The following is a 21,183-nucleotide window of genomic DNA, read 5'->3' as shown; positions in this document are numbered from 1 at the left end:
TTAATCAGACCAAATCGGTCCCACATACATTACTCAAAAAGAAAACTTGAATAAAAAAATGTATTTCGATCACATATCGAAACCTAAGCAATATGATAAGTTATTGTTCTTATTCGCTTGGTTGTACTCCTGTGTCCTTCTCGTAACATGTCATAGAAAAGACTTGATCTTCTATTTTTGCCAAAATCTAAAAATCCAGCTATGCATTAAAGGAACAAAAAAATGAATTTCTTTATGAGCATTGGTATATGCAGGCAATAAAAAAGTCCCTTGCGGGACTTTTTATAGGTGATCGAATCATCTTAGTGATCAGAGGCACCTGAGATACCAATACCTGTTTGTGAACGTACAAACTGTGCATCGAATGCTTTGCGTTCCGCTTGTGCTTGTGCAGAGTTATCTGTCACAGAGAACAACCAGCAGAAGAAAAATGATAAAGGCATCGCAAATAATGCAGGACCATTGTATGGATTAATTGGTGTATCAGAAATACCCAATGTATCTACCCAAACTGCTTTAGACAGTACGATCAGTACCACCGCAGTCACCAGACCAACGATACCACCAATCACCGCACCACGAGTGGTCAAGCCTTTCCAGAACATCGACAGAACCAGTACCGGGAAGTTGGCACATGCAGCCACAGAGAATGCTAGACCGACCATGAAGGCAACGTTTTGCTTCTCGAACAGGATACCCAAAATCATGGCAAAGATTGCAAGACCTAAAGTCGCAATTTTAGACATACGCAGTTCAGATTCAGGTGTGGTTTGACCTTTCTTAAATACGTTAGCATACAAGTCGTGTGAGATTGCTGAAGCGCCAGACAATGTCAAACCAGCAACTACCGCAAGAATTGTTGCGAATGCTACTGCCGAGATGAAGCCCATGAACAAGTCACCGCCAACAGCATCAGACAAGTGAACTGCAGCCATGTTGTTACCACCAACCAGCTCTAGTTTGCCAGTCATAGCCATTTTCGCTACATCTAGGAATTGCGGGTTATTCGATACATATAGAATCGCACCAAAACCGATGATGAAGGTTAACAGGTAAAAATAACCAATAAAGCCTGTCGCCACGACCACCGATTTACGTGCTTCTTTGGCATCTTTTACTGTGAAGAAGCGCATCAGGATATGTGGCAGACCTGCTGTACCAAACATCAAGGCAAGACCAAGAGAGATAGCATCGACCGGGTTAGACGCCAAGCTACCCGGACCCATGATTTTGGCTGCATCAGCCAAGCTCAAATCATGCACTTTTGAATAAACACCAATCGCCTGTTCAAACATATTGGTAAAACTGAAGCCCACGCCTTTCATCACCATGAAAGCCATGAAGGTCGCACCAGATAACAGCATTACGGCCTTGATGATCTGTACCCAAGTCGTTGCCAACATGCCACCAAACATCACGTAAGCCATCATCAGTAAACCAACAATAACAACTGCAATGTTATAGTTAAGACCGAATAGAAGCTTGATCAGCTGACCTGCACCCACCATTTGTGCAATCAGGTAGAACGCTACTACAACCAAGGAGCTTAATGCAGCCAAAGTACGCACCGGTTTTTCCTGTAAACGGAAAGAGACGACATCTGACAAGTTGAATTTACCCAGGTTACGCAGACGTTCTGCCACCAGGAACAATACAATCGGCCAACCCACCATAAAGCCTAGAGAATATAGTAAGCCGTCAAAACCTGACAAGAATACCATTGCGGAAATACCGAGGAAGGATGCTGCTGACATAAAGTCACCGGCAATTGCCAGACCATTCTGAAAACCTGATATCCCGCCACCCGCAGTATAGAAATCATTGGTACTGGTGGTTTGTTTTGCTGCCCATTTGGTAATGAAAAGCGTTGCGCCTACGAAAATCACGAACATGATAATCGCGTGCCAATTCGTGGCTTGTTGTTCAGCTGCACCTAAATCAGGTCCTGCAACTGCCATACCAGACATCAATAATGTTGATGCCGCAAGTGCTTTAAATGAATTCCATTTCATCTTAGTGCAGCCCTTTTTCATGAGTGATTGCTTCAACTTCGCGCATTGCTTCTTCGTTCAGTTGATCAAGTTGGTTATTGGCAATGTAGGAATACACACCACATAAAACAAAAGACAATACGATAATGCCAAGTCCTAATGGAATCCCCCAAGTCGTCACACCGCCAGAAACAGAACTCATTAGAAATTCTTTGTTATAACCAACCAAGAGCATGAAACCCACGTATACAAACAACATGATTGCCGTAAGCGTCCAGCTAAGACGACTTTTCTTGGCGACCATTTCCTTAAATTTTGGATTTTGTAGAATCTGTTCTACTTGTCTCTCATCCATAAATATTCTCCTTGCTATGCCCAACCTTAGGCATCCATTTTTTAATTCGAATTATCACCTGTGCAAATTAACAAGCTTTATAGGTGGTTGTAATTTAGACTTTGGTCGTTAAAAAATAAGCAATTTGAACGCCTGCGTTCATGATGCTGTATTATAGCCGCATGCTCAGTACACTTCAGGCAATATGAACAGTTGGCTCATCATAGGGGTGCTCACCCTCTATATCGCATTACTCTTTGTTTGTGCATTTTTCGGGGAGAAACACGCCAGTCGTCTCAGCACTCGTGGACGCATGCTATTGTTTAGCTTAACTTTAGGTGTCTACTGTTCTTCCTGGACCTTTTATGGAGCAACAGGTGCTGCAGTACGTGAAGGGATTATTTTCCTACCTATCTACCTCGGCCCACTGCTTTTTGTCGCGATTGGTTATGACATCTGGCGCCGGTTGGGACGAGTACGTCAGCACCATGCCATTTCTTCGATCGCAGATTTTGTCGCGGCACGTTATGGTAAAAGTGGACCACTGGCTTCACTGGTTACCATTCTGGCAGTCATTGCGATTATTCCCTATCTGGCCTTGCAATTGCGTGCGATTGCCCTGAGTGCATCCGTGATTCTGGAGCCTTCAGCAGGCATCGCCAGCACTACCAATAGTGTACTGTTCCTGACCGGAGTTCTGGCTATCCTGGCAATGATTTTCGGTACGCGGCAGATTGCCAATACCGAACAGCATGGCGGTCTGATGCTGGCAGTCGCCTTTGAATCTTTCGTTAAGCTGTTTGCATTACTGGCAGTTGCTGGTTTCTTCATGTTTGCTGCACCGGAAAATTTGTCACAGATTACAGGTGATATCAAAACCACCTTCCATGAAGTGCAGCTGTTTGGCGTGCCAGAAAGTTTCTGGGTACAAACTTTACTCGCGGCATTGGCGATTATCTGTTTGCCGCGTCAGTTCCACGTGGCCGTGGTTGAACTGCGCGATGAAAAGCATATCCGTGGTGCCCGCCGCTGGTTTGCAGTCTATCTGATTCTGACTACCATCGCGATCATTCCAATTGCCAGTTGGGCATTGCATGCAGCACCACATTATCTGGCGATTCCAGACGTAGCAGTACTGTCTTTGCCTCTAAGCTATAACCAGGACTGGCTGACCCTATTAGCCTTCCTCGGAGGATTCTCGGCATCCACCGGGATGTTATTGGTGTCTTCCGTTGCCCTATCGATCATGCTGAGTAATGACTTGATCATGCCGGCGCTGTGGCGTTTTAACCTGATTTCACGCCATGACAAACGTCTGCCACTGGTACTGAAATTTACCCGACGCATCTCTATCTTAGCTGTAATGCTGATGGGCTTCCTGTTCTTCAACTTCTTTAATGATATTGATCAGCTTTCTATCTTCGGGCTGCTGGCCTTTAGTGCGGTGGCACAGTTTGCCCCTGCCCTGATTGGTGGTCTGTACTGGCGGGGTGGCAGTAAACAGGGTGTCTATGCCGGCTTGCTGACCGGTTTTGCTTTGTGGGCTTATACCTTACTGTTCCCGACCATTCTGCGTAGCCTGCCCGAAACATATCAGCAGTTTAGCCACGACTTTCTCAATTATGGCCCACTGGCGCTCAACTGGCTTCGTCCTGAAGCATTACTGGGTTTTGAATCCTTTGATTCCTTGACTCATGGTGTGGTGTGGTCACTCGGTCTCAATTTACTGCTCTACATTTGGGTGTCACGCATCTTCCGTCCAAGTGTGGCAGAGCAGATTCAGGCGGAAAGTTTCTTCTACTATGAAACCAAACCCCTGCCTTCGCAGAGCCCAACTACTGAAGTGAGCTATTCCCATCAGGATGTGGCCCGTTTAAAAGTCGGTGACCTGATTACCCTGGCCAAACGCATTACCGGTGAAGAACCCACCACGCGTGCATTCAAGCAGTTCTGTACCCAGAATAATGTCGAGCTGAATGAAAATAGCAGTGCCAATGGCATGTGGTGGCGCTTTACCGAGCAATATCTGGCTGGCACAATCGGTGCTGCCTCAGCGCGTACCTTATTGACCACTGCGATGGTAAATAACGGTCTGGCTCTTGGTCAGGTTGCCAATATTCTTGACCAAGCTTCCCAGTGGCAGCGCTTTAACCAGAACCTGATCATGACCATGATCGACCATATGACCCAAGGTGTCAGTGTCGTCGATGAAAATATGTGCCTGGTGGCCTGGAACAATCAGTATCTGAAGCTGTTTGATTATCCAAAAGATATTGTTTATGTTGGTTGCCCGATCGCCGACCTGATTCGTTATAACGCCGAGCGCGGTGAATGTGGGCCGGGTTCGGTTGAAGAACATGTACGTAAACGGATTCACTGGATGCAGGTCGGTAGTGCACATGAATTCGAGCGGATCCGTAAAGATGGCCGCGTGATTCAGATGCGTGGCAATCCGATTGAAGGCGGTGGTTTTGTTACGACCTTTGCGGATATTACCGCCTTCCGTGAAAATGAAGCAGTACTGGAAGCACGTGTGCGTGATCGTACCCAGCAGCTTGCGGATGCCTTGTCCGAACAGCAACTGGCTCGTGAACAGGCAGACAAGGCGAATATGTCCAAAAGCCGCTTTATTGCAGCAGCCAGTCATGACCTGTTACAGCCGATGCATGCAGCACGTCTGTTCAGTACGGCACTGGAACAAAGTGTGCAAAGCGAAGAAGATCGCAAGACCTTACAGCAGCTGGACCGTGCCTTGTATGGTGCAGAAAGCATGCTTTCTGCCCTGCTGGATATTGCCCGTCTGGAAGGTGGAACGATTCAGCCGAAGCGTCAAGCCTATCCATTGCATGATCTGCTCAGTGATCTGGAATTGCAATTCAAGTCGATTGCAGCCCAGCGTGGCATCAGATTCAGTGTGCATGATGCGCAGTTCTGGATTGATACTGATCCACAATGGATTCGCCGGATTATCCAGAACTTTGTCAGCAATGCGCTCCGTTATACCGCCAGCGGCAAAGTGATTGTGGGTGTACTGCGTTCCAGCAGCAAACCGAATCATATCCGTATTGGCGTATGGGATACCGGACCGGGTATTGCCGAAGAGCAGCGGATCAAGCTGTTCCAGGAATTTGAGCGTTGTGGTCATACTTCTCCGTGGGGTGAACAAGGTTTGGGGCTGGGTCTGGCGATTGTGCAGCGTATGACCAGCATGCTGGACTATCCGGTACACGTCTACTCTGAATATGGCAAAGGCTCCTGCTTCATGATTGAAGTACCGCTCACTGAGGCACCAAAAGTTGTGGCAGCTCCAGTGCAGGCGGTACCGCTGAAATCCAAAGCCTTTAAAGTGCTATGTCTGGACAATGATGAAACCATTCTGGAAGGTATGTCGACCTTGCTGACCAAATGGGGATATCAGGTATTTAAAGCTACAGAGCCTGAACAGGCACAGGAAATGATTGAACAGGAAAATATTCAGGTCTGGCTGGTGGATCAGCATTTGAATCATGACCAACGCGGTCTGGACTTTATCGTAGATAATCGTAAGCCAAATGTACCGGTTGCCTTGATCACTGCGGATTCTGATCCTGAACTGCCACAGCAGCTTAAGGAACTGAATATTGTGCTGCTGAAAAAACCGCTGAAACCTGCTTCATTACGTTCATGGCTATCGGGTTTAAAAATCTCAGACAGTTAAGTGGTTATGGTTTCGATAAGTGCCTGTTTTACCGTGTAAAGCAGGCACTTTTTATGTTAAATGTCACAAAAAATTTCAATATTTGCATGATTTATAAGCGCATGTGCCAAAAATATCAGAATCAGGCTAAAAATCCTTACATCAATTGACCAAAAACATCATTTTAAAAATCGCTATGGCAAAACTTCACCATTCCTGACGTGAACCTGTGTGTACTTGGTTACAATATTGTAAGCTATTATTTTATATAAACTAATATAGGATTAACTTGAATGTTTGAACTTTAGTCGTATTTTTTCATGCCCCTATTTCGCTCTAAAAATATGACTTAGAAACGATCAGTATCTATTCATGCCTATATTCCTCATCCGCATGTCAGCTGATCATTTATTACTGCATAAAGGATGACTAATCATGAGCTTAGACACTAATACTGAGATCAATCAGAACCGACAGTTTCATCGTCAATACGGTGCCAATGCCATGCTGCCGGCAATCGACTGGAATAATCTGTTTAAGTACAGCAAACTTGATCCTGCTCAAATTGAAGCGCTAGAAACCCTGTATCAATCTGCAGTTCCTCTCGCCCTACAGGTATTTGAAGAACTGCACTTTGATGTGTTTGAGCCTTTTGCCTATAAGCCGCAAGGTCTGGGGCTGTTCGAACGTCTGGCAGAGCAGGAATCGAAGCTGATTCAGTCTCTGGAAACCGAAGCTGCAGATTTAAGTGAAGATACCCGTCATCAGATCTGGAGCATGTTATTGCGCGGTGGTGCGGTACTGGTATTTAAAGCATGGCTGGCTAAGGTTAAAACTGGTGATGACCAGCTGGACACCTCACAGTTTGATGAACTTTCTGAGCTGCTCTTTATTAAAACCTCACCAATCGAGCTGGCAGAGCGCCTACGCGTCGATCCAAAGTCAGAACAGGATCATATTTTCCTGATGTATGGCAATGATGTTTACCTGGATCGCTTTAACAGCCTGGAAACGGCTGCGCTGTTTGTCGATCTGGGTGTGTATGATGCAGCTTTTTTAAGTCTGCGTGACGACCGTGTTGCTGAATACCTGATGTCAAAAGGCTATGTGACTCAAGAACAGATTGATGAACTGCAATGTGCCTTGAACCCGCTGTTCTGTGCTGACCTTACGCCAAAACAGGACTGTATTGCCTAAAAGCAGATATTCAGACCGTAAAAAAAGACCTCTGCGGAGGTCTTTTTTTGGCGCTTCGAAAAGCTTAGATTTTCTTTTCTTCAATATTCAGCGCATTGATCGCCAAGACAGCCTGGGTACGGTTCTGTACGCCAAGCTTACGGAAGATCGCCGTCACGTGGGCTTTAATGGTTGCTTCCGACACATCCAGTTCATAAGCAATCTGCTTGTTCAGCAAACCTTCTGCCACCATCATCAATACGCGGAACTGTTGTGGGGTCAAAGACTGAATACGTTCAGCCAGTGCAGTTTCATCAGCCGCACGCGGATCAAAGTTCATATTGGCGGGCAGATTTGGCGGTAACCAGATTTCGCCTTCCAGTACTTCCCGAATCGCTTCACCAATATGGCTTGGATGTGCTGATTTTGGAATATAACCCATCGCACCATGTGCAATTGCGCGTTGAATGATGCTGACTTCTTCGTGAGCCGATACCACAATAATTGGAAGCGAAGGATATTGGGCACGGACATGCACCAATGCAGAAAAGCCGGAAGCACCCGGTAAATTCAGATCCAGCAGCACAAGATCAGGTTCAGGACCATTTTCCAGGCGTTCATAAAATTCATTGACTGCTGCAGTTTCATGAATTTGTGCTTGCGGTAAGCTATAACGAACGGCTTGAATTAAAGCATGACGAAACAGTGGATGATCATCAACGATTAAAATATTCATAGGACGTGAGAGAGATCTTGTGCACGGTAGCTTATATTCTACCTGTAGTCGGTAGGTCAGCGATATGCAAGACTGTACAATTTTTAAAAATAATATCCAGTTTCGTTACATAAATTATAAAATATCGGTATTTCACTAATTATTTAATTCTCATCATTTTTTTGTATATGCATTATCAGCTGACAAGAATGCTTATTCTTATTCAATATAAGTCGAAATATCAATGTATTAGTTGAGTTTGGCTTTCCAAAAAGCGAATATTTCAGTTATATCTCAAATTTAGATAACTTTTCAGCTTTTCCTTGTTTTACACCCATGAGCGCATTTTGGATTAATAGGCTCATTCCGAGACTAACCCGTTTTTAGGTTCCAAAATGTCAAATCAAGATCTACAAAAGCCGCTCAATATCGTTGCCGTTTCTGGTGGTTTAAATCATCCTTCTAAAACTGAAGCGCTGGTACAAGCGATTATTGATGAGCTGGGTGAAGCCACACCTATCAATGTACATTTCATTAAATTTAGTGAAATTGGTCAGTTACTGGGTGGTGCAATCTACCGTAACCAGTTACCGCAACGCGTTCAGGATGATTTGGCAGCTGTAGAAGCAGCGGATGCACTGATCGTCGGTACTCCAGTTTACCGCGCATCATTCACTGGCCTGTTCAAACACTTCTTCGACTTTGTAGAGCAAACGGCGCTGGTGGATGTTCCTGTTCTGTTAGCAGCATCCGGTGGCAGTGACCGTCATGCACTGGTGCTTGAACATCAATTACGTCCATTATTCAGCTTCTTTCAGGCACAAACATTACCAATTGGTGTATACGCAACGGATCGTGACTTCACACCTGAATATACGATTCACAGTGAACTGCTTCGCGCACGTATCACACTGGCTGTCGCACGTGCATTACCAATCCTGGAATGGGCACCAGCCAAAGGTCAACGTGCTGAAGTGATTAAAGAAAAGTCTCAACAAGCCAACCAGAACCTGGGCATCAATAAACAGATCGAACAGGAAGAAGTGCTGCCTTCAGCAGCAGTGCCTAGCCTGGATGCAGCAGAGTCCCGCTTACACAGCAAAAAAGCTCCAAAAACTCAAGTTGCTTAACGAAAAACTTCTTCAGAGGGTGAGAAGAATGTCAAATAAAAAACATATTACTTTTGCATATTGGGTTCCAAATGTGAGCGGTGGTCTGGTGGTGAGTAACATCGAGCAGCGTACCGACTGGAGCTATGACTATAATGTACGTCTGGCACAGACAGCGGAAAAGGCTGGCTTTGACTATGCCCTGACCCAGATCCGTTTTACTGCAGGCTATAACGCAGCAAATCAGCATGAATCAGTCAGTTTTAGCCACGGTATTCTGGCAAAGACTGAACGTTTGAAAGTCATCGCTGCGATTCTGCCAGGTCCGTGGAAACCTGCGCTGGCTGCTAAACAGCTGGCAACCATCGATCACCTGACTAATGGCCGTATTGCAATTAATGTGGTCAGTGGCTGGTTCCGCGGCGAGTTTGATGCAATTGGTGAAGAATGGCCGGAGCATGACCAGCGCTATGCCCGTTCGGAAGAGTTTATCCGTAGTCTGAAAGGTGTCTGGACTCAAGATCATTTCAGTTTTAATGGCAAGTATTACCAGTTTAATGACTATACCTTAAGTCCAAAACCGCTACAAAAACCGCATATTGAAATTTTCCAGGGAGGCAGCTCCCGCGCTGCACGCGATATGGCTTCGCGTGTATCCGACTGGTACTTTACCAATGGCAATACGCCTGAAGAACTGAAAAAACAGATTGATGATATCCGGGAAAAGGCCAAAGCCAACAATCACCAGGTGAAAATCGGTGTAAATGCCTTCGTTATTGCGCGCGATACTGAGGAAGAAGCACAAGCAGTACTGCAGGAAATCGTTGCCAAGGCCAATGTCCAGGCCGTGAGATCTTTTAGTGATGCAACGCGGGAAGCAGGTGCAGCAACCGCAGAAGGTGAAGGTAACTGGGCCAAGTCTACTTTTGAAGATCTGGTTCAATACAATGACGGCTTCCGTACCAACCTGATTGGTACACCGCAGCAAATTGCTGAACGCATCATCGAACTGAAAAAAGTCGGTGTGGACCTAATTCTGTCTGGCTTCCTACACTTTATTGAAGAAGTTGAATATTTTGGCCAAAAGGTATTGCCTTTGGTCCGTGAACTTGAAGCACAACAGGCAACAGCTGTGCAACAAGAAGACGCTGAGCTCGTATAAGTATTCCAATAAATCTCAGCGCTTTCCATTCACTCCCCTAAGGCTCGGCTTAGGGGATTTTTTTATCTGGGCAGAAAACCAGGCAGTACAGTACAACGCTAGCCGGATTCTGTATTCCTCCCTACAATGTGATGCAATTGCAAAAATAGATGTTTTAACTATGTATACCGGTATTGTCCAAGGCCTGGAAAAGGTCGTTGAAATTCGCAAAGGCAATGGCTTTATTACGATCATTGTCAGTGATCAGCAAGGTTTCTTTGCAGATGTATTTATTGGTGCCAGTGTCGCAGTAAATGGTGTGTGTCTGACCGTGACCACGATTGACCGTGAACAGCAACAGATTCATTTTGATATTTCTAATGTCACGCTTGAACTCACCACCTTAAAATCGCTTAAAGTTGGTGATGAAGTGAATATTGAACGTTCGGCAAAAGTGGGTGCGGAAAATGGCGGTCATAACCTGTACGGACACATTGAAGGCACAGCTCAAGTCACCCAGATCGAGCGTCGCGGTGAAACCCTGCATATCGACCTGCAGGTTCCAGCTGGCAATATCAAATATTTTTTCCTGAAAGGTTTTATCGGACTGAATGGTTGCAGCCTGACAGTAAACCATGTCGATCGTGTTAAAAGTGAGATTTCGATTGACCTGATTCCAGAAACCCTACGCCTAACGACCTGGAAATCTGTTCAGGTTGGTGATGAAGTGAATTATGAAATTGACCAGATGACCCGAACTCTGGTAGATACGCTGGAAAATATCCATCTCGCCAAAGGCGAATACCTTCAGAGCTGATAGTGACAAACTTCAGCTCCTATCACGTTAATATTTCTCTACTATTTCTGTTTGATCAGATTATCTAGAATGCATGGCATCTTATTGATTTAGAAAACTGTCATGCATCTGATCTGGTTCCGGAACGACTTACGCCTTCATGACCACGCTGCCTTATGGCATGCAGCACAAAGCAGGCAATGTCTGGCGCTGGTCATCCTGTCACCTGAACAATGGCAACTGCATCAGGATGCACCGATCAAGATCGACTTCTATCTGCGCCGGCTAAAAATCCTGAAACAGCAGCTAGAAGCATTGAATATCCCTCTTCTGATTTTAAATATTCCGCTCTGGAAAGATATTGCAGAGCAGCTTTTGGCACTGTGCCAGCAATTTCAGATCAGCACCGTGCACTGCAATATCGAAACCGGGCTTAATGAGCAGCAGCGTGATCAGGCTGTCGAGCAATTATTGCAACAGCATCAGATTAGTTGTGAATACTATGAAGATCGTACCCTGTTTCCTTTAGGTTCGATCCGCAATCAGAGCCAGCAGCCTTATCAGGTGTTTAGTGCATTTAAAAAGAAATGCTATGAACGACTGCTTATCGATGTGCCTTCCTGTTATCCAGATATTGAAGCACAGCCTAAGTTACAACTCGATCTTTCTCAGTTTAATTTTAATTTGGATAAATTTTCTGAGGCTTATCGGCCAGAAACAGCCAACCCGTATTGGCCAGTTGAAGATAAACACGCCTTTGAATTACTGAATGAATTTATCGCAGACCGGCTAAAGGATTATAAAACCGATCGGGATCTTCCAGCGATCGATGGTACCAGCCAGTTATCGCCGTATTTAAATATCGGTATTCTTTCAATCCGGGAGTGTGTGCAGGCTTTATTCACCTCTTCTCAAGGTTATTTCCAGCTTGAAGATGTCGGTCAGCAGACCTGGCTGGATGAACTGCTCTGGCGTGAATTTTACCAGCATACCCTGCACGATTTTCCTAAAGTGTCCAGACATCAGCCATTTAAGGAAAATACCAAGGCGATAGTCTGGCGTGATGCTCCAGAAGATTTAGCGGCCTGGCAGCAAGGCCGGACGGGGATTCCGATTGTTGATGCCGGTATGCGCCAGCTGCTGGCAACTGGCTGGATGCATAACCGGGTACGCATGATTACCGCGATGTTCCTGAGCAAAAATCTGCTGATCGACTGGCGGCTAGGCGAAGCCTGGTTTATGCAACATCTGATTGATGGTGACCTGGCTGCTAACAATGGCGGCTGGCAATGGTGTGCCTCGACCGGCATGGATGCAGCACCTTATTTCCGGATTTTTAATCCGGTGAATCAGTCACAGCGTTTCGATCCCAACGGCGACTATATCCGTGAATGGGTTCCAGAACTGGCACATCTAGATGCTAAAACCATTCATGAACCTTATGCCAAAAATCCAGATTTAGGGCTGGATTATCCAAAACCGATTGTCGATTTAAAACAGTCCCGCGTCCGGGCAATCGAAGTATTTAAACAAATTTAAGTCAGACTACTGACCAATAAAAAGCCTCCAAATAGAGGCTTTTTAAAAAATGAATCAAGAATAAAAACTTGGATCAGGCACGTTACCCGTCAGTACCCATTCACCTATTTCCTGATATTTATAATCCACCGGATCATGCAGGGTCTGGGTGCGTACATTCCGCCAGAAACGGTCCAGATTTAGCTTGGCAGTCGTTGCCCGTGCGCCCATGACCTGGAAAATATTCTGAGTGATATACAGTGAAGTATTGGTTGCGGCAATTTTTGCGGTGGCAATAGCAATAGATACTTCACCACGCTCTTCAGCTGTTAGATCAGGCCCAACATCCCAAGCCTTTTGCAAAGTCTGAATGGCTTTGTTTGCCAATAGACGTACGCCTTCTAGCTGTACATAAAAATCGGCAAAATGCTTCTGGGTAAAGGGATCATTGACTGCATTTTTAACCAGTGATTTCGACCAGGCTTTTTGTGTCTGTACTGTCTGCTTGGCTACTTCAAAGGCCCCTTCCGCTACACCGAGGAACATATGCACAAAAATCAGCTGGGCAATCAATGGACGCAGGCTGGAATATGGTGAACTCAATGGCCCGGGATTCAATAACAGCTCATCTTTATGAATTTTCACCTGTTCAAAATGACTGGTACCACTGTCGGTTTGACGCTGGCCCATATTGTTCCAGTCACCCAGGAAGCTGACGCCTTCACGCTGGGTTGGAATTACGCCAATCAGTAGTTGGCCCTCTTCGTTATAACCTGAACAGAGCAGGATGTCTGAGTCGATTGAACCGGAACAGAAGCTCTTGTCTCCATGGAAGGTATATTCTTGGTCAGAAACTTTAATGGCTGTCGTACGGCGATCCAGTGGGTTTAAGGTATTGCCCCAGAATAGGTTTTCACGTGCAGTCTGTTCAAACCAGGGACTATATTGTTCCGGCTGTGAGAACAGCTGTACCGTCGCAATCAGTAAATGATGAAAGCCATAAACATGTGCCAGTGAACTGTCTACGCGTGCAATTGCCTGAATGGTCTGGAAAATTGTCTGCCAGTCTGCACCCTGCCCGCCATATTGCTTTGGAATAGACAACCCCAGCAAGCCACTGTCACGAATCAGGTCGCGTTGCTGCTTGGGATTGCCCCCCTGTTTATCACGTTCAGCTGCGCTCAAGGCAAATTGATCTGCCAGAGACTGAGCAATATCAAGCGGAGATTGATTCAGGTATTGTTGTCGCACATTCATTCTTTTGTACTCATTTTAGCTATCTACAGCATGCCAGAAGCTTAACAGATCAAACTCGGAGCCCATATCCGAAAGCATGCAGAGCTTATCAGTGATATAAAAATACCGGCTAAAGAAAGCCGGTATTCTCTTGATTTTATAAAAATTTAAGCGGTTCTTTGCACTTCGGCAATCAGGTTATCCACCACCTGTGGTTCGGCTAAAGTTGAAGTATCACCTAAGCTATCCAGTTCATTCGCTGCAATTTTTCTCAAGATACGGCGCATGATTTTACCAGAGCGGGTTTTCGGTAATGCCGGCGCCCAGTGCAGTGCATCTGGCGTCGCGACTGGTCCAAGAATCTTGCGCACCCAGGCCACCAGTTCAGCACGCAGTTCTTCCGTACTCTCGGTTCCTGCCTGCAGAGTCACGAAAGCACAGATACCCTGACCTTTAATATCATGCGGCATACCCACGACTGCAGCTTCAGCTACAGACTCATGTGCCACCAACGCACTTTCAATTTCAGCTGTTCCCAGACGATGACCGGATACATTCAGCACGTCATCGACACGACCGGTAATCCAGTAATAGCCATCTTCATCCCGACGCGCACCATCACCCGTGAAATAGGTCCCCGGATAAGTCGAGAAATAAGCCTCGATAAAGCGTTCCGGATCACCCCAGATGGTGCGCATCTGACCTGGCCAGGAATCCTTGATCACCAGATTACCTTCCACTGCACCTTCCATCTCTTTGCCTTCAGCATCAACAATCGCTGGCTGCACACCAAAGAATGGCCGGGTTGCAGAGCCTGGTTTCAGATCGGTTGCACCCGGTAATGGGGTAATCATGAAACCACCGGTTTCGGTTTGCCACCAGGTATCCACGATTGGACAGCGACTTTCACCTACCACACTGTAGTACCAGTTCCAGGCTTCCGGATTAATCGGTTCCCCGACTGAACCGAGCAGGCGCAGGCTGCTGCGGTCACTTTCACGGACAAAGGCATCCCCTTCACGCATCATGGCGCGAATCGCAGTGGGTGCGGTATAGAGAATAGTGACATTGTGTTTGTCCACGATATGCCCGGTGCGTGCCCAGCTTGGATATTGCGGAACCCCTTCAAACATGACTGTGGTGGTACCATTCGACAATGGACCATACAGTACATAGGAATGACCCGTAATCCAGCCCACATCAGCGGTACACCAGAACACGTCATCCTGCTTGATGTCGAAAACTTCGCGGAAGCTAGAGTTCACATACGTCAGATAACCACCGGTGGTATGCAGTACCCCTTTTGGCTTGCCTGTTGAGCCTGATGTATACAAAATAAACAGTGGATCTTCTGCATTCATGGGTTCAGGTGGGCAGATCTCATTGACCGTCATGATTTCCATGTGATACCACAGATCCCGACCTTCTTTCATTTCGATCGGATTACCCGTGCGATGCACCACTATGACATGCTCGACTGATTCAGTACCAGCAATTTTCAGGGCTTCATCTACATTGGCTTTCAGTGGAATCTGCTTGCCGCCACGCATACCGGAGTCAGCCGTGATGACCATTTTCGCCTGACTGTCCTCAATACGGCTAGCCAGCGAGTCTGGCGAGAAACCGCCAAATACCACGCAATGTACTGCGCCGATACGGGCACAGGCCAGCATGGCAATCGCAGCTTCAGAGACCATTGGCATGTACAGCACCACACGGTCACCTTTCTTGATGCCATTCTTTTTCAGAACATTGGCAAAGCGGCAGGTTTCATCATACAGCTCATGAAAAGAGATAATCTTGTGACGGGATGGATGATCGCCTTCCCAGATAATTGCCGGCTTATAAGGATGCTCTTTTAGATGGCGGTCCAGACAGTTGGCACTGACATTCAGCTGGCCATCAGCAAACCATTCGATCTTGAAATTATCTTTGTCGAAGCTGGTATCTTTAACTTTGGTAAATGGCTTGATCCAGTCAAGGCGCTGGGCTTGCTCGGCCCAAAATTCATCCGGTTCTTCAATAGAGCGCTGATAGCGTTCGAAATATTCAGCCTCGGTGGTCCGTGCGGTTTTTTTAAATTCTGCTGGTACAGGATAGATCTCTTTCATTATTTACTTCCTTGATCTTATTCCCTCTCATCACGAGAGGTTGATGCCACGTTATTGATTGTTTTTTATGCATAGCTCAGTATGAACGGCTTATCTCAAATTGGACAATCATGCTTTGGTCGTATTCTGATCAATTCATTTAAAACATAGGTTTACAGGTGAATCCAATACATTCCTGTCTAGTTTTCGTATCTCACCATTCCGTTTAATCTTATAATGGTGTTGAATTTTTATACTTTCTTACAGGCAAACATGTTTGCCTGTTTTCAATTACTTGAACTGGCTCAGCCCATGAACTCTAAAGATACTTCGCCATTCTTCTCCCGCTCTCCGGCACCTTCCAACGATAATCCGCTATCTCTTGAAGGGCGCTTTGGCCGGCTCAGCTTTATTGGCTGGTACGCTTTCCTGCATATCATTTTTTTCTTTGCTTCGATTGCCCTCAGTCTGGTCAGCGGTATTTTCAGCCTGACCACCTTATCTCTGGATAATCGGCAGTTTGTTGATGCGCTGACTGGTCTGGCTGGCTTGGGCTATCTGCTGTTGGTTGTGTTCTATCTGTATTTCTATATTGTGGTAGTGGCACGCCGCCTGCATGACCTGAATAAATCTGGCTGGCTGATGCTGCTGATGCTAGTGCCGGTGGTTAATATTTTATTTATTTTCTATCTGCTGCTGGCAAGAGGCACAGCAGGACATAACCGCTTTGGTGCACCGCGACCAACTGCAGTCTGGGAAAAAATTCTGGCCTGGCTGATGATACTATTGACCGTGTTAAGTCTATTTGCTGCTAGCAGCATAGTATCCTTTATGATGGGAAGTGGTGAGCTAGAAAGTCCACAGGAAGTGATCCAGCAAGGGACAGAATATTTTTAAGCTTATGTTAAATTTTGCTATCACCCGCAAGGGCTATGCAACTTTCTATTAAGTTCAATGTAAAAATCAGGCAAAATAATGCGATTTTTTTATAATCGGGATACTCGTGGCTGAAAAAGACAATGCTCTAACCCAAGTGACTGAAGAGACCACTGAGCTGTTGCATCAAGCAACTGAAAAAACTGCTCAGACCGTCATTGAGCACACGGCTAAATATAATGATGCGTATTCAACCGTCGATAAATTTATTGAGGCGTTTTGGGAGCGCCTGCCTTATATCTGTATCGCACTGGTAGTTTTCAGTATCTTTTACCTACTTTCGAAACTGTTCAAGTTTTTTGTGCGTAAAGCAATTGGTGAACGGAGTTACAGTAAACAGAACCTGATATTGGTACTTAACCGTGTCGGTACATCTGCAATTATTTTTATTGGCTTCCTGATTGCCATGGTCATTGCCATTCCAGGCTTTACACCCGGGCAGCTGATGAGTGCCTTGGGGATTGGTTCGGTGGCGATCGGTTTCGCCTTCAAGGATATTTTCCAGAACCTGTTGTCCGGCGTGCTAATTCTGCTCGGTGAACCGTTTAAAATTGGCGATGACATTATTGTTTCAGGCATGGAGGGTACGGTAGAAGATATCCAGATCCGTGCAACTTTCCTGCGCTCACCCGATGGCCGCCGTATTGTGATTCCAAATGCAACGGTATATACCAGTGCCGTGACGGTAAATACGGCTTATCCGCGCCGCCGCTGTCAGTTTGTGGTTGGAATTGGCTATGAAGATGATGTGCAGAAAGCCAAGAGTATCATTATGGCAATTCTGGACAAGGATCAGTTGATCCTCAGCCAGCCTGCTTTTAATGTCAATGTGACTCAACTGGCTGACTTCTCGATTAACCTGACGGTAACCTGGTGGGTCGATACCCAGGAAAATTCTACAGGTAATTCAATCAGTACCGTTCAGGAACATGTGATTGAAGCCTTCGCGGAACATGGCATTTCAATTCCTTACCCTGTACAGGAAGTAAAAGTGTACCGTGGTGAAAATACTGAAGATGCTTCAGGCCGTGCTAAACAGTCGACCTAAGACATAAGGGATTACTGTTTCAGTACGGATAATACGGTTGCCAAGGCTCACAGCCTGGCAGCCGTTTTTTATAAGCAGATCTACTTCATAAGGAATAAAACCGCCTTCTGGTCCAATTACCACCGTACACGGACGCTCAATTGCAAAAGGCATTTTGCTTTCAGCATAAGGATGCGCCACATAAGCCGGGCAATCTGTACTAATCAAGGTCGGTAGTACATCTTCTACAAAGGGCTTAAAACGTTTATAGAGTTCAATTTTCGGCGCAATCGTATCCCCGGCCTGTTCCAGTCCCAGCTCTATATAATGATCTAACTGTTGTAAAAATGGAGTTTGCCAATAGCTTTTATCAACCCGATAGCTATGCAGCAGAATGATCTTCTCCACCCCAAGTGTCACCGCATCCATTATCAGACGACGCAGTACCTTTGGACGTGGTAAAGCCACAATCAGCGTCACTGGCAACTTCGCAGGCACAGCTTCTTCTTTTAAGGGTTTCAGACGAACTATTTTTTCTGTAATTTCGATAATTTCTGTGAGATACCGTTTCCCTTCACGGATACCCACTTTTAGCGTATCACCGACTTGAATGTCCAAATGTGTCTGCAAATGTTCCAATTGGCGTTTGGCACTGATCGTCCAAATCTCAGATTGGGTTTGACGAGGATCAAGTAGGACGATGTTCATAACTAAAAACCAATCAAAAGATTTAATTCAGTAACGCATTGTCTGCACGACAATCATCAGCACAACAATGAGTCATATAGGAATAACAACTCGCCATTGGCATTCGTGACAGGTGACATGGATGTCACCCGTTTGATTAGGGTACATGGATGTATCCTCAATCAAACAAAAGATTTTTGCTACTTTTCATCTCTGAAAAGTAGGTCATCTCTACAATTAAACTTTTAGTAGTAAACCGATATATGCGAGTGTGGTGCAGTTTTACAAATACTGATCTATTATTGCAATATGCTTGGCAAGCGAACCCTGATTCTGCTGCATAATCTTTTGTGCTGCGGTATTTAAACTTTCTGCCTTGGATGAATCATTTAGAATCTTCAGCAAAGTTGTAGCTGCCTGCTGAACATTCTCTACCACTTCTACAGCTTGAGCTTCAATAAACTCATCGACAATAGTCTGGAAGTTAAAATAATTCTTACCCAGAATCGTAGGCACATTTAGTGCGATCGGCTCCAGAATATTATGTCCACCACCAGGCTCATTTAAAGAACCACCGACATAGCAGACTTGGCTAAGTGCATACCACAGCCACATCTCACCCATTGAATCTGCCAGATAAATCTGGGTATCCGCTTCAATTTTCTGTTCCAAACTACGGCGTTGGGTGGTTAAGTTAAGAGCCTGCGCGGCCTGAAACACTTCATCAAAACGTTCCGGATGACGTGGCACCACAATACACAGTAAGTTTGGATCAGTATCTAGAGCCGGTTTTAATTCGGCCATCAGCTGCTGTTCTTCAGGTGCATGCGTACTGGCGAGAGTAATGATCTTACGGCCTTGCAAAGACCATTCCTGTTTCAATTGAGCCGCATGATCAATAAATTGCTGCGGTGCCGTGATATCAAACTTGATATTGCCCAAGACCTGAGTTTTTTCTGAAGCTATACCTAGATCAATATAACGCTGCTGGGTTGTTGTATCCTGAGCCAAAAGGCCGGTTAAATTCTTAAGCATACCACGGGTTAGGCCTTCGACTTTGCCATAGCCTTTGGCGGATTTTTCAGAAAGACGGGCATTCAGTAATAGGCAAGGCACATTAAAAGCAGGTGCCTGATCAATCAGATTTGGCCAGAGCTCGGTCTCCATCAATAATAGCAATTTAGGCTGATATTTCTGATAAAAATCCCGAATCAGATGTTTTTGATCGGCAGGCAAATAAACGGCCTGAAATAAATTTAAATAGGGTTCTTTAAGAAAAAGAGATTTGGCGCGTGCCTGACCTGTTTTAGTGGTATTGGTCACCAGCACCGGATGGCCTGATTTTAAATAATATTCAATCAGTGGCTGTGCTGCATTGGTCTCTCCAACCGAAACCACATGAAACCAGATGGCATGTTTGTTTTTGGGGGTCTGAAACGGACCAAAACGCTCAAGCAATTCCTGTTGTAGTTGTTCAGGACTTTCCGCACGCTTGCGAATACGTGACTGATATAAAGGCTTGATCAGTGTCAGTGCCGCGTTGTACCAAAAAGGAGTAGCCAAATGTTGCCCCGAAATTGAGTGAATCGGCAAAATATAACAGAGCCACATCGACATGTTAACCGATGTGGCTCATTTTCAGATTATTCTATTGTGCTTAAAACTTTTACTTCTGCCAAAGTCGGGTAATCAATATAACCCTCAGCCGCCTGACTGCCGATCATATTTTCCAGTTTTAGCTCGTTCAGCGGTGCATCTTGCAACAGACGCTCGTATAGGTCCGGATTGGCAATATAGGCCTTACCAAAAGAGACCGCATCTGCTTTACCTGAGGCTAAAAGTTCAATAGCATCCTCACGGCTCAAGCGCATGTTGGCAATATACGGCACGCCACCTGAACGCTGTTTCATATATTCAGAAATGCTGTCTTCAGCCAGATATTCACGGGTAAAGAAAAACGCGATTTGACGTTTGCCCAGCTGCTCCATCGCATAACCAAATGTTTCACGTGGATCATCATCACCCATGTCATGCTCGTCACCACGTGGTGCCAGATGCACACCAACACGATCTGCGCCCCAGACTTCGATCAAGGCATCCACCACTTCCAGCAGGAAACGAGCCCGGTTTTCAACAGAACCACCGTATTCATCTTCACGCTTGTTGGTCTTGGTTTGCAGGAACTGGTCAATCAGATAACCATTGGCGCCATGCAACTCTACTCCATCAAAACCGGCGTCTTTGGCACGAATAGCAGCCTGCTTATATTGCTCGGTAATGGCATGAATTTCTGAGATTTCCAGCGGACGTGGAAGAACATAAGGGCGCTTAGGACGTAACAGGCTGACGTGACCGGCTTGTTGTACTGAACTCGCCGATACCGGTGTTTCACCATTTAAAAGCTCTGGATCAGAAACACGCCCCACATGCCATAGTTGGGCAACGATTAAACCACCCTTCTCATGTACAGCATTGGTTACCAGTTTCCAGCCTTCGACCTGTGCATCTGTAAATAGCCCAGGTGTATTGCGGTAACCATTGGCCTCTTCAGAAATAACCGTTGCTTCAGATATGATCAGACCTGCACTTGCACGTTGGGCATAGTACTCAGCCATCATCGCGGTTGGGACACGCTCATCAGTTGCACGACTACGGGTTAAAGGTGCCATGATGACACGGTTTTTTAATTCAAGCGCACCCAGTTTCAGGGGGGTATTTAATTCAGCCATACTGACTCCGACCTCTAGATCT

16 protein-coding genes are annotated in these 21,183 nt (G+C 45.7%); 8 read left to right on the top strand and 8 right to left on the bottom strand.

Translation table 11 applies throughout. The features are described 5' to 3' along the window. Positions 1-302: 302 nt before the first annotated feature. Entirely contained in the window at positions 303-2,012 is a 1,710-nt protein-coding gene (locus BK820_RS04035) for a cation acetate symporter (RefSeq protein WP_071320178.1), read from the bottom strand. 1 nt (position 2,013) lies between these two features. Next, the gene (locus BK820_RS04030; protein ID WP_004813690.1) at positions 2,014-2,346 is read right to left on the bottom strand and encodes a DUF485 domain-containing protein; all 333 of its coding nucleotides are present in this window, start codon (positions 2,344-2,346) and stop codon (positions 2,014-2,016) included. A gap of 184 nt (positions 2,347-2,530) precedes the next feature. On the opposite strand from BK820_RS04030, the gene BK820_RS04025 reads away from it, so the two are divergent. Continuing rightward, positions 2,531-6,022, top strand: a complete 3,492-nt coding sequence (locus tag BK820_RS04025; protein ID WP_071320177.1) for a hybrid sensor histidine kinase/response regulator — start codon at positions 2,531-2,533, stop codon at positions 6,020-6,022. Positions 6,023-6,436: 414 nt separating this feature from the next. Then, positions 6,437-7,198 carry a hypothetical protein gene (locus BK820_RS04020; protein ID WP_048882192.1) on the top strand — a complete coding sequence of 254 codons (762 nt, stop codon included), beginning with the start codon at positions 6,437-6,439 and terminating at the stop codon, positions 7,196-7,198. A gap of 64 nt (positions 7,199-7,262) precedes the next feature. Here the strand turns inward: BK820_RS04020 and BK820_RS04015 are convergent, their stop codons facing one another. Continuing rightward, complete coding sequence (locus tag BK820_RS04015; RefSeq protein WP_004813697.1) at positions 7,263-7,913, bottom strand: response regulator; 651 nt, start codon at positions 7,911-7,913, stop codon at positions 7,263-7,265. A gap of 374 nt (positions 7,914-8,287) precedes the next feature. Here BK820_RS04015 and msuE point away from each other — a divergent pair, with 374 nt between their 5' ends. From msuE to phrB, 4 genes are all read left to right on the top strand, one after another. Beyond that, positions 8,288-9,022, top strand: a complete 735-nt coding sequence (msuE, locus tag BK820_RS04010) for an FMN reductase (RefSeq protein WP_004890705.1) — start codon at positions 8,288-8,290, stop codon at positions 9,020-9,022. A 28-nt stretch (positions 9,023-9,050) separates the two neighbouring features. Continuing rightward, positions 9,051-10,163 (top strand): dimethylsulfone monooxygenase SfnG, encoded by a 1,113-nt coding sequence (gene sfnG, locus BK820_RS04005; RefSeq protein ID WP_071320176.1) that lies wholly within the window; start codon positions 9,051-9,053, stop codon positions 10,161-10,163. A gap of 160 nt (positions 10,164-10,323) precedes the next feature. After that, on the top strand, positions 10,324-10,959 hold the full coding sequence (locus tag BK820_RS04000; RefSeq protein WP_071320175.1) for a riboflavin synthase: 636 nt from the start codon (positions 10,324-10,326) through the stop codon (positions 10,957-10,959). Between the two features lie 102 nt (positions 10,960-11,061). Next, positions 11,062-12,477: a deoxyribodipyrimidine photo-lyase gene (phrB, locus tag BK820_RS03995; RefSeq protein ID WP_071320174.1), complete on the top strand. Its 1,416-nt coding sequence runs from the start codon at positions 11,062-11,064 to the stop codon at positions 12,475-12,477. Positions 12,478-12,531: 54 nt separating this feature from the next. On the opposite strand, the gene BK820_RS03990 is transcribed toward phrB, so the two are convergent. Continuing rightward, positions 12,532-13,713: an acyl-CoA dehydrogenase family protein gene (locus BK820_RS03990; RefSeq protein WP_071320173.1), complete on the bottom strand. Its 1,182-nt coding sequence runs from the start codon at positions 13,711-13,713 to the stop codon at positions 12,532-12,534. Positions 13,714-13,859: 146 nt separating this feature from the next. After that, positions 13,860-15,803 (bottom strand): acetate--CoA ligase, encoded by a 1,944-nt coding sequence (gene acs / locus BK820_RS03985; protein ID WP_071320172.1) that lies wholly within the window; start codon positions 15,801-15,803, stop codon positions 13,860-13,862. Between the two features lie 252 nt (positions 15,804-16,055). Between acs and BK820_RS03980 the strand changes: the two genes are divergently transcribed. Both BK820_RS03980 and BK820_RS03975 read left to right on the top strand, forming a co-directional pair. Further along, complete coding sequence (locus BK820_RS03980; protein ID WP_081409035.1) at positions 16,056-16,679, top strand: DUF805 domain-containing protein; 624 nt, start codon at positions 16,056-16,058, stop codon at positions 16,677-16,679. 106 nt (positions 16,680-16,785) lie between these two features. Continuing rightward, positions 16,786-17,766: a mechanosensitive ion channel family protein gene (locus BK820_RS03975; RefSeq protein WP_071320171.1), complete on the top strand. Its 981-nt coding sequence runs from the start codon at positions 16,786-16,788 to the stop codon at positions 17,764-17,766. Here BK820_RS03975 and BK820_RS03970 read toward each other — a convergent pair. The 3 genes from BK820_RS03970 to BK820_RS03960 form a co-directional block, all read right to left on the bottom strand. After that, positions 17,740-18,453 (bottom strand): 16S rRNA (uracil(1498)-N(3))-methyltransferase, encoded by a 714-nt coding sequence (locus BK820_RS03970; protein WP_071320170.1) that lies wholly within the window; start codon positions 18,451-18,453, stop codon positions 17,740-17,742. The genes BK820_RS03975 and BK820_RS03970 overlap by 27 nt on opposite strands. A 261-nt stretch (positions 18,454-18,714) precedes the next feature. Then, the gene (locus BK820_RS03965; protein WP_071320184.1) at positions 18,715-19,995 is read right to left on the bottom strand and encodes a 3-deoxy-D-manno-octulosonic acid transferase; all 1,281 of its coding nucleotides are present in this window, start codon (positions 19,993-19,995) and stop codon (positions 18,715-18,717) included. 80 nt (positions 19,996-20,075) lie between these two features. Further along, positions 20,076-21,161, bottom strand: a complete 1,086-nt coding sequence (locus tag BK820_RS03960) for an alkene reductase (protein ID WP_071320169.1) — start codon at positions 21,159-21,161, stop codon at positions 20,076-20,078. Between the last annotated feature and the right edge of the window lie 22 nt (positions 21,162-21,183).

The organism is Acinetobacter sp. LCT-H3 (assembly GCF_001866125.1).
GTDB classification, from domain to species: Bacteria; Pseudomonadota; Gammaproteobacteria; order Pseudomonadales; family Moraxellaceae; genus Acinetobacter; species Acinetobacter schindleri.
Note: the sequence above shows the minus strand (reverse complement) of the source record. Positions and strands in the feature narration are given on the sequence as shown.

Bases quoted from the DNA above. Each gene is read 5' to 3' on its own strand.
- BK820_RS04035 (WP_071320178.1), bottom strand. From the start codon at position 2,012: ATGAAATGGAATTCATTTAAAGCACTTGCGGCATCAACATTATTGATG.
- BK820_RS04030 (WP_004813690.1), bottom strand. From the start codon at position 2,346: ATGGATGAGAGACAAGTAGAACAGATTCTACAAAATCCAAAATTTAAG.
- BK820_RS04025 (WP_071320177.1), top strand. From the start codon at position 2,531: ATGAACAGTTGGCTCATCATAGGGGTGCTCACCCTCTATATCGCATTA.
- BK820_RS04020 (WP_048882192.1), top strand. From the start codon at position 6,437: ATGAGCTTAGACACTAATACTGAGATCAATCAGAACCGACAGTTTCAT.
- BK820_RS04015 (WP_004813697.1), bottom strand. From the start codon at position 7,913: ATGAATATTTTAATCGTTGATGATCATCCACTGTTTCGTCATGCTTTA.
- msuE (WP_004890705.1), top strand. From the start codon at position 8,288: ATGTCAAATCAAGATCTACAAAAGCCGCTCAATATCGTTGCCGTTTCT.
- sfnG (WP_071320176.1), top strand. From the start codon at position 9,051: ATGTCAAATAAAAAACATATTACTTTTGCATATTGGGTTCCAAATGTG.
- BK820_RS04000 (WP_071320175.1), top strand. From the start codon at position 10,324: ATGTATACCGGTATTGTCCAAGGCCTGGAAAAGGTCGTTGAAATTCGC.
- phrB (WP_071320174.1), top strand. From the start codon at position 11,062: ATGCATCTGATCTGGTTCCGGAACGACTTACGCCTTCATGACCACGCT.
- BK820_RS03990 (WP_071320173.1), bottom strand. From the start codon at position 13,713: ATGAATGTGCGACAACAATACCTGAATCAATCTCCGCTTGATATTGCT.
- acs (WP_071320172.1), bottom strand. From the start codon at position 15,803: ATGAAAGAGATCTATCCTGTACCAGCAGAATTTAAAAAAACCGCACGG.
- BK820_RS03980 (WP_081409035.1), top strand. From the start codon at position 16,056: ATGTTTGCCTGTTTTCAATTACTTGAACTGGCTCAGCCCATGAACTCT.
- BK820_RS03970 (WP_071320170.1), bottom strand. From the start codon at position 18,453: ATGAACATCGTCCTACTTGATCCTCGTCAAACCCAATCTGAGATTTGG.
- BK820_RS03960 (WP_071320169.1), bottom strand. From the start codon at position 21,161: ATGGCTGAATTAAATACCCCCCTGAAACTGGGTGCGCTTGAATTAAAA.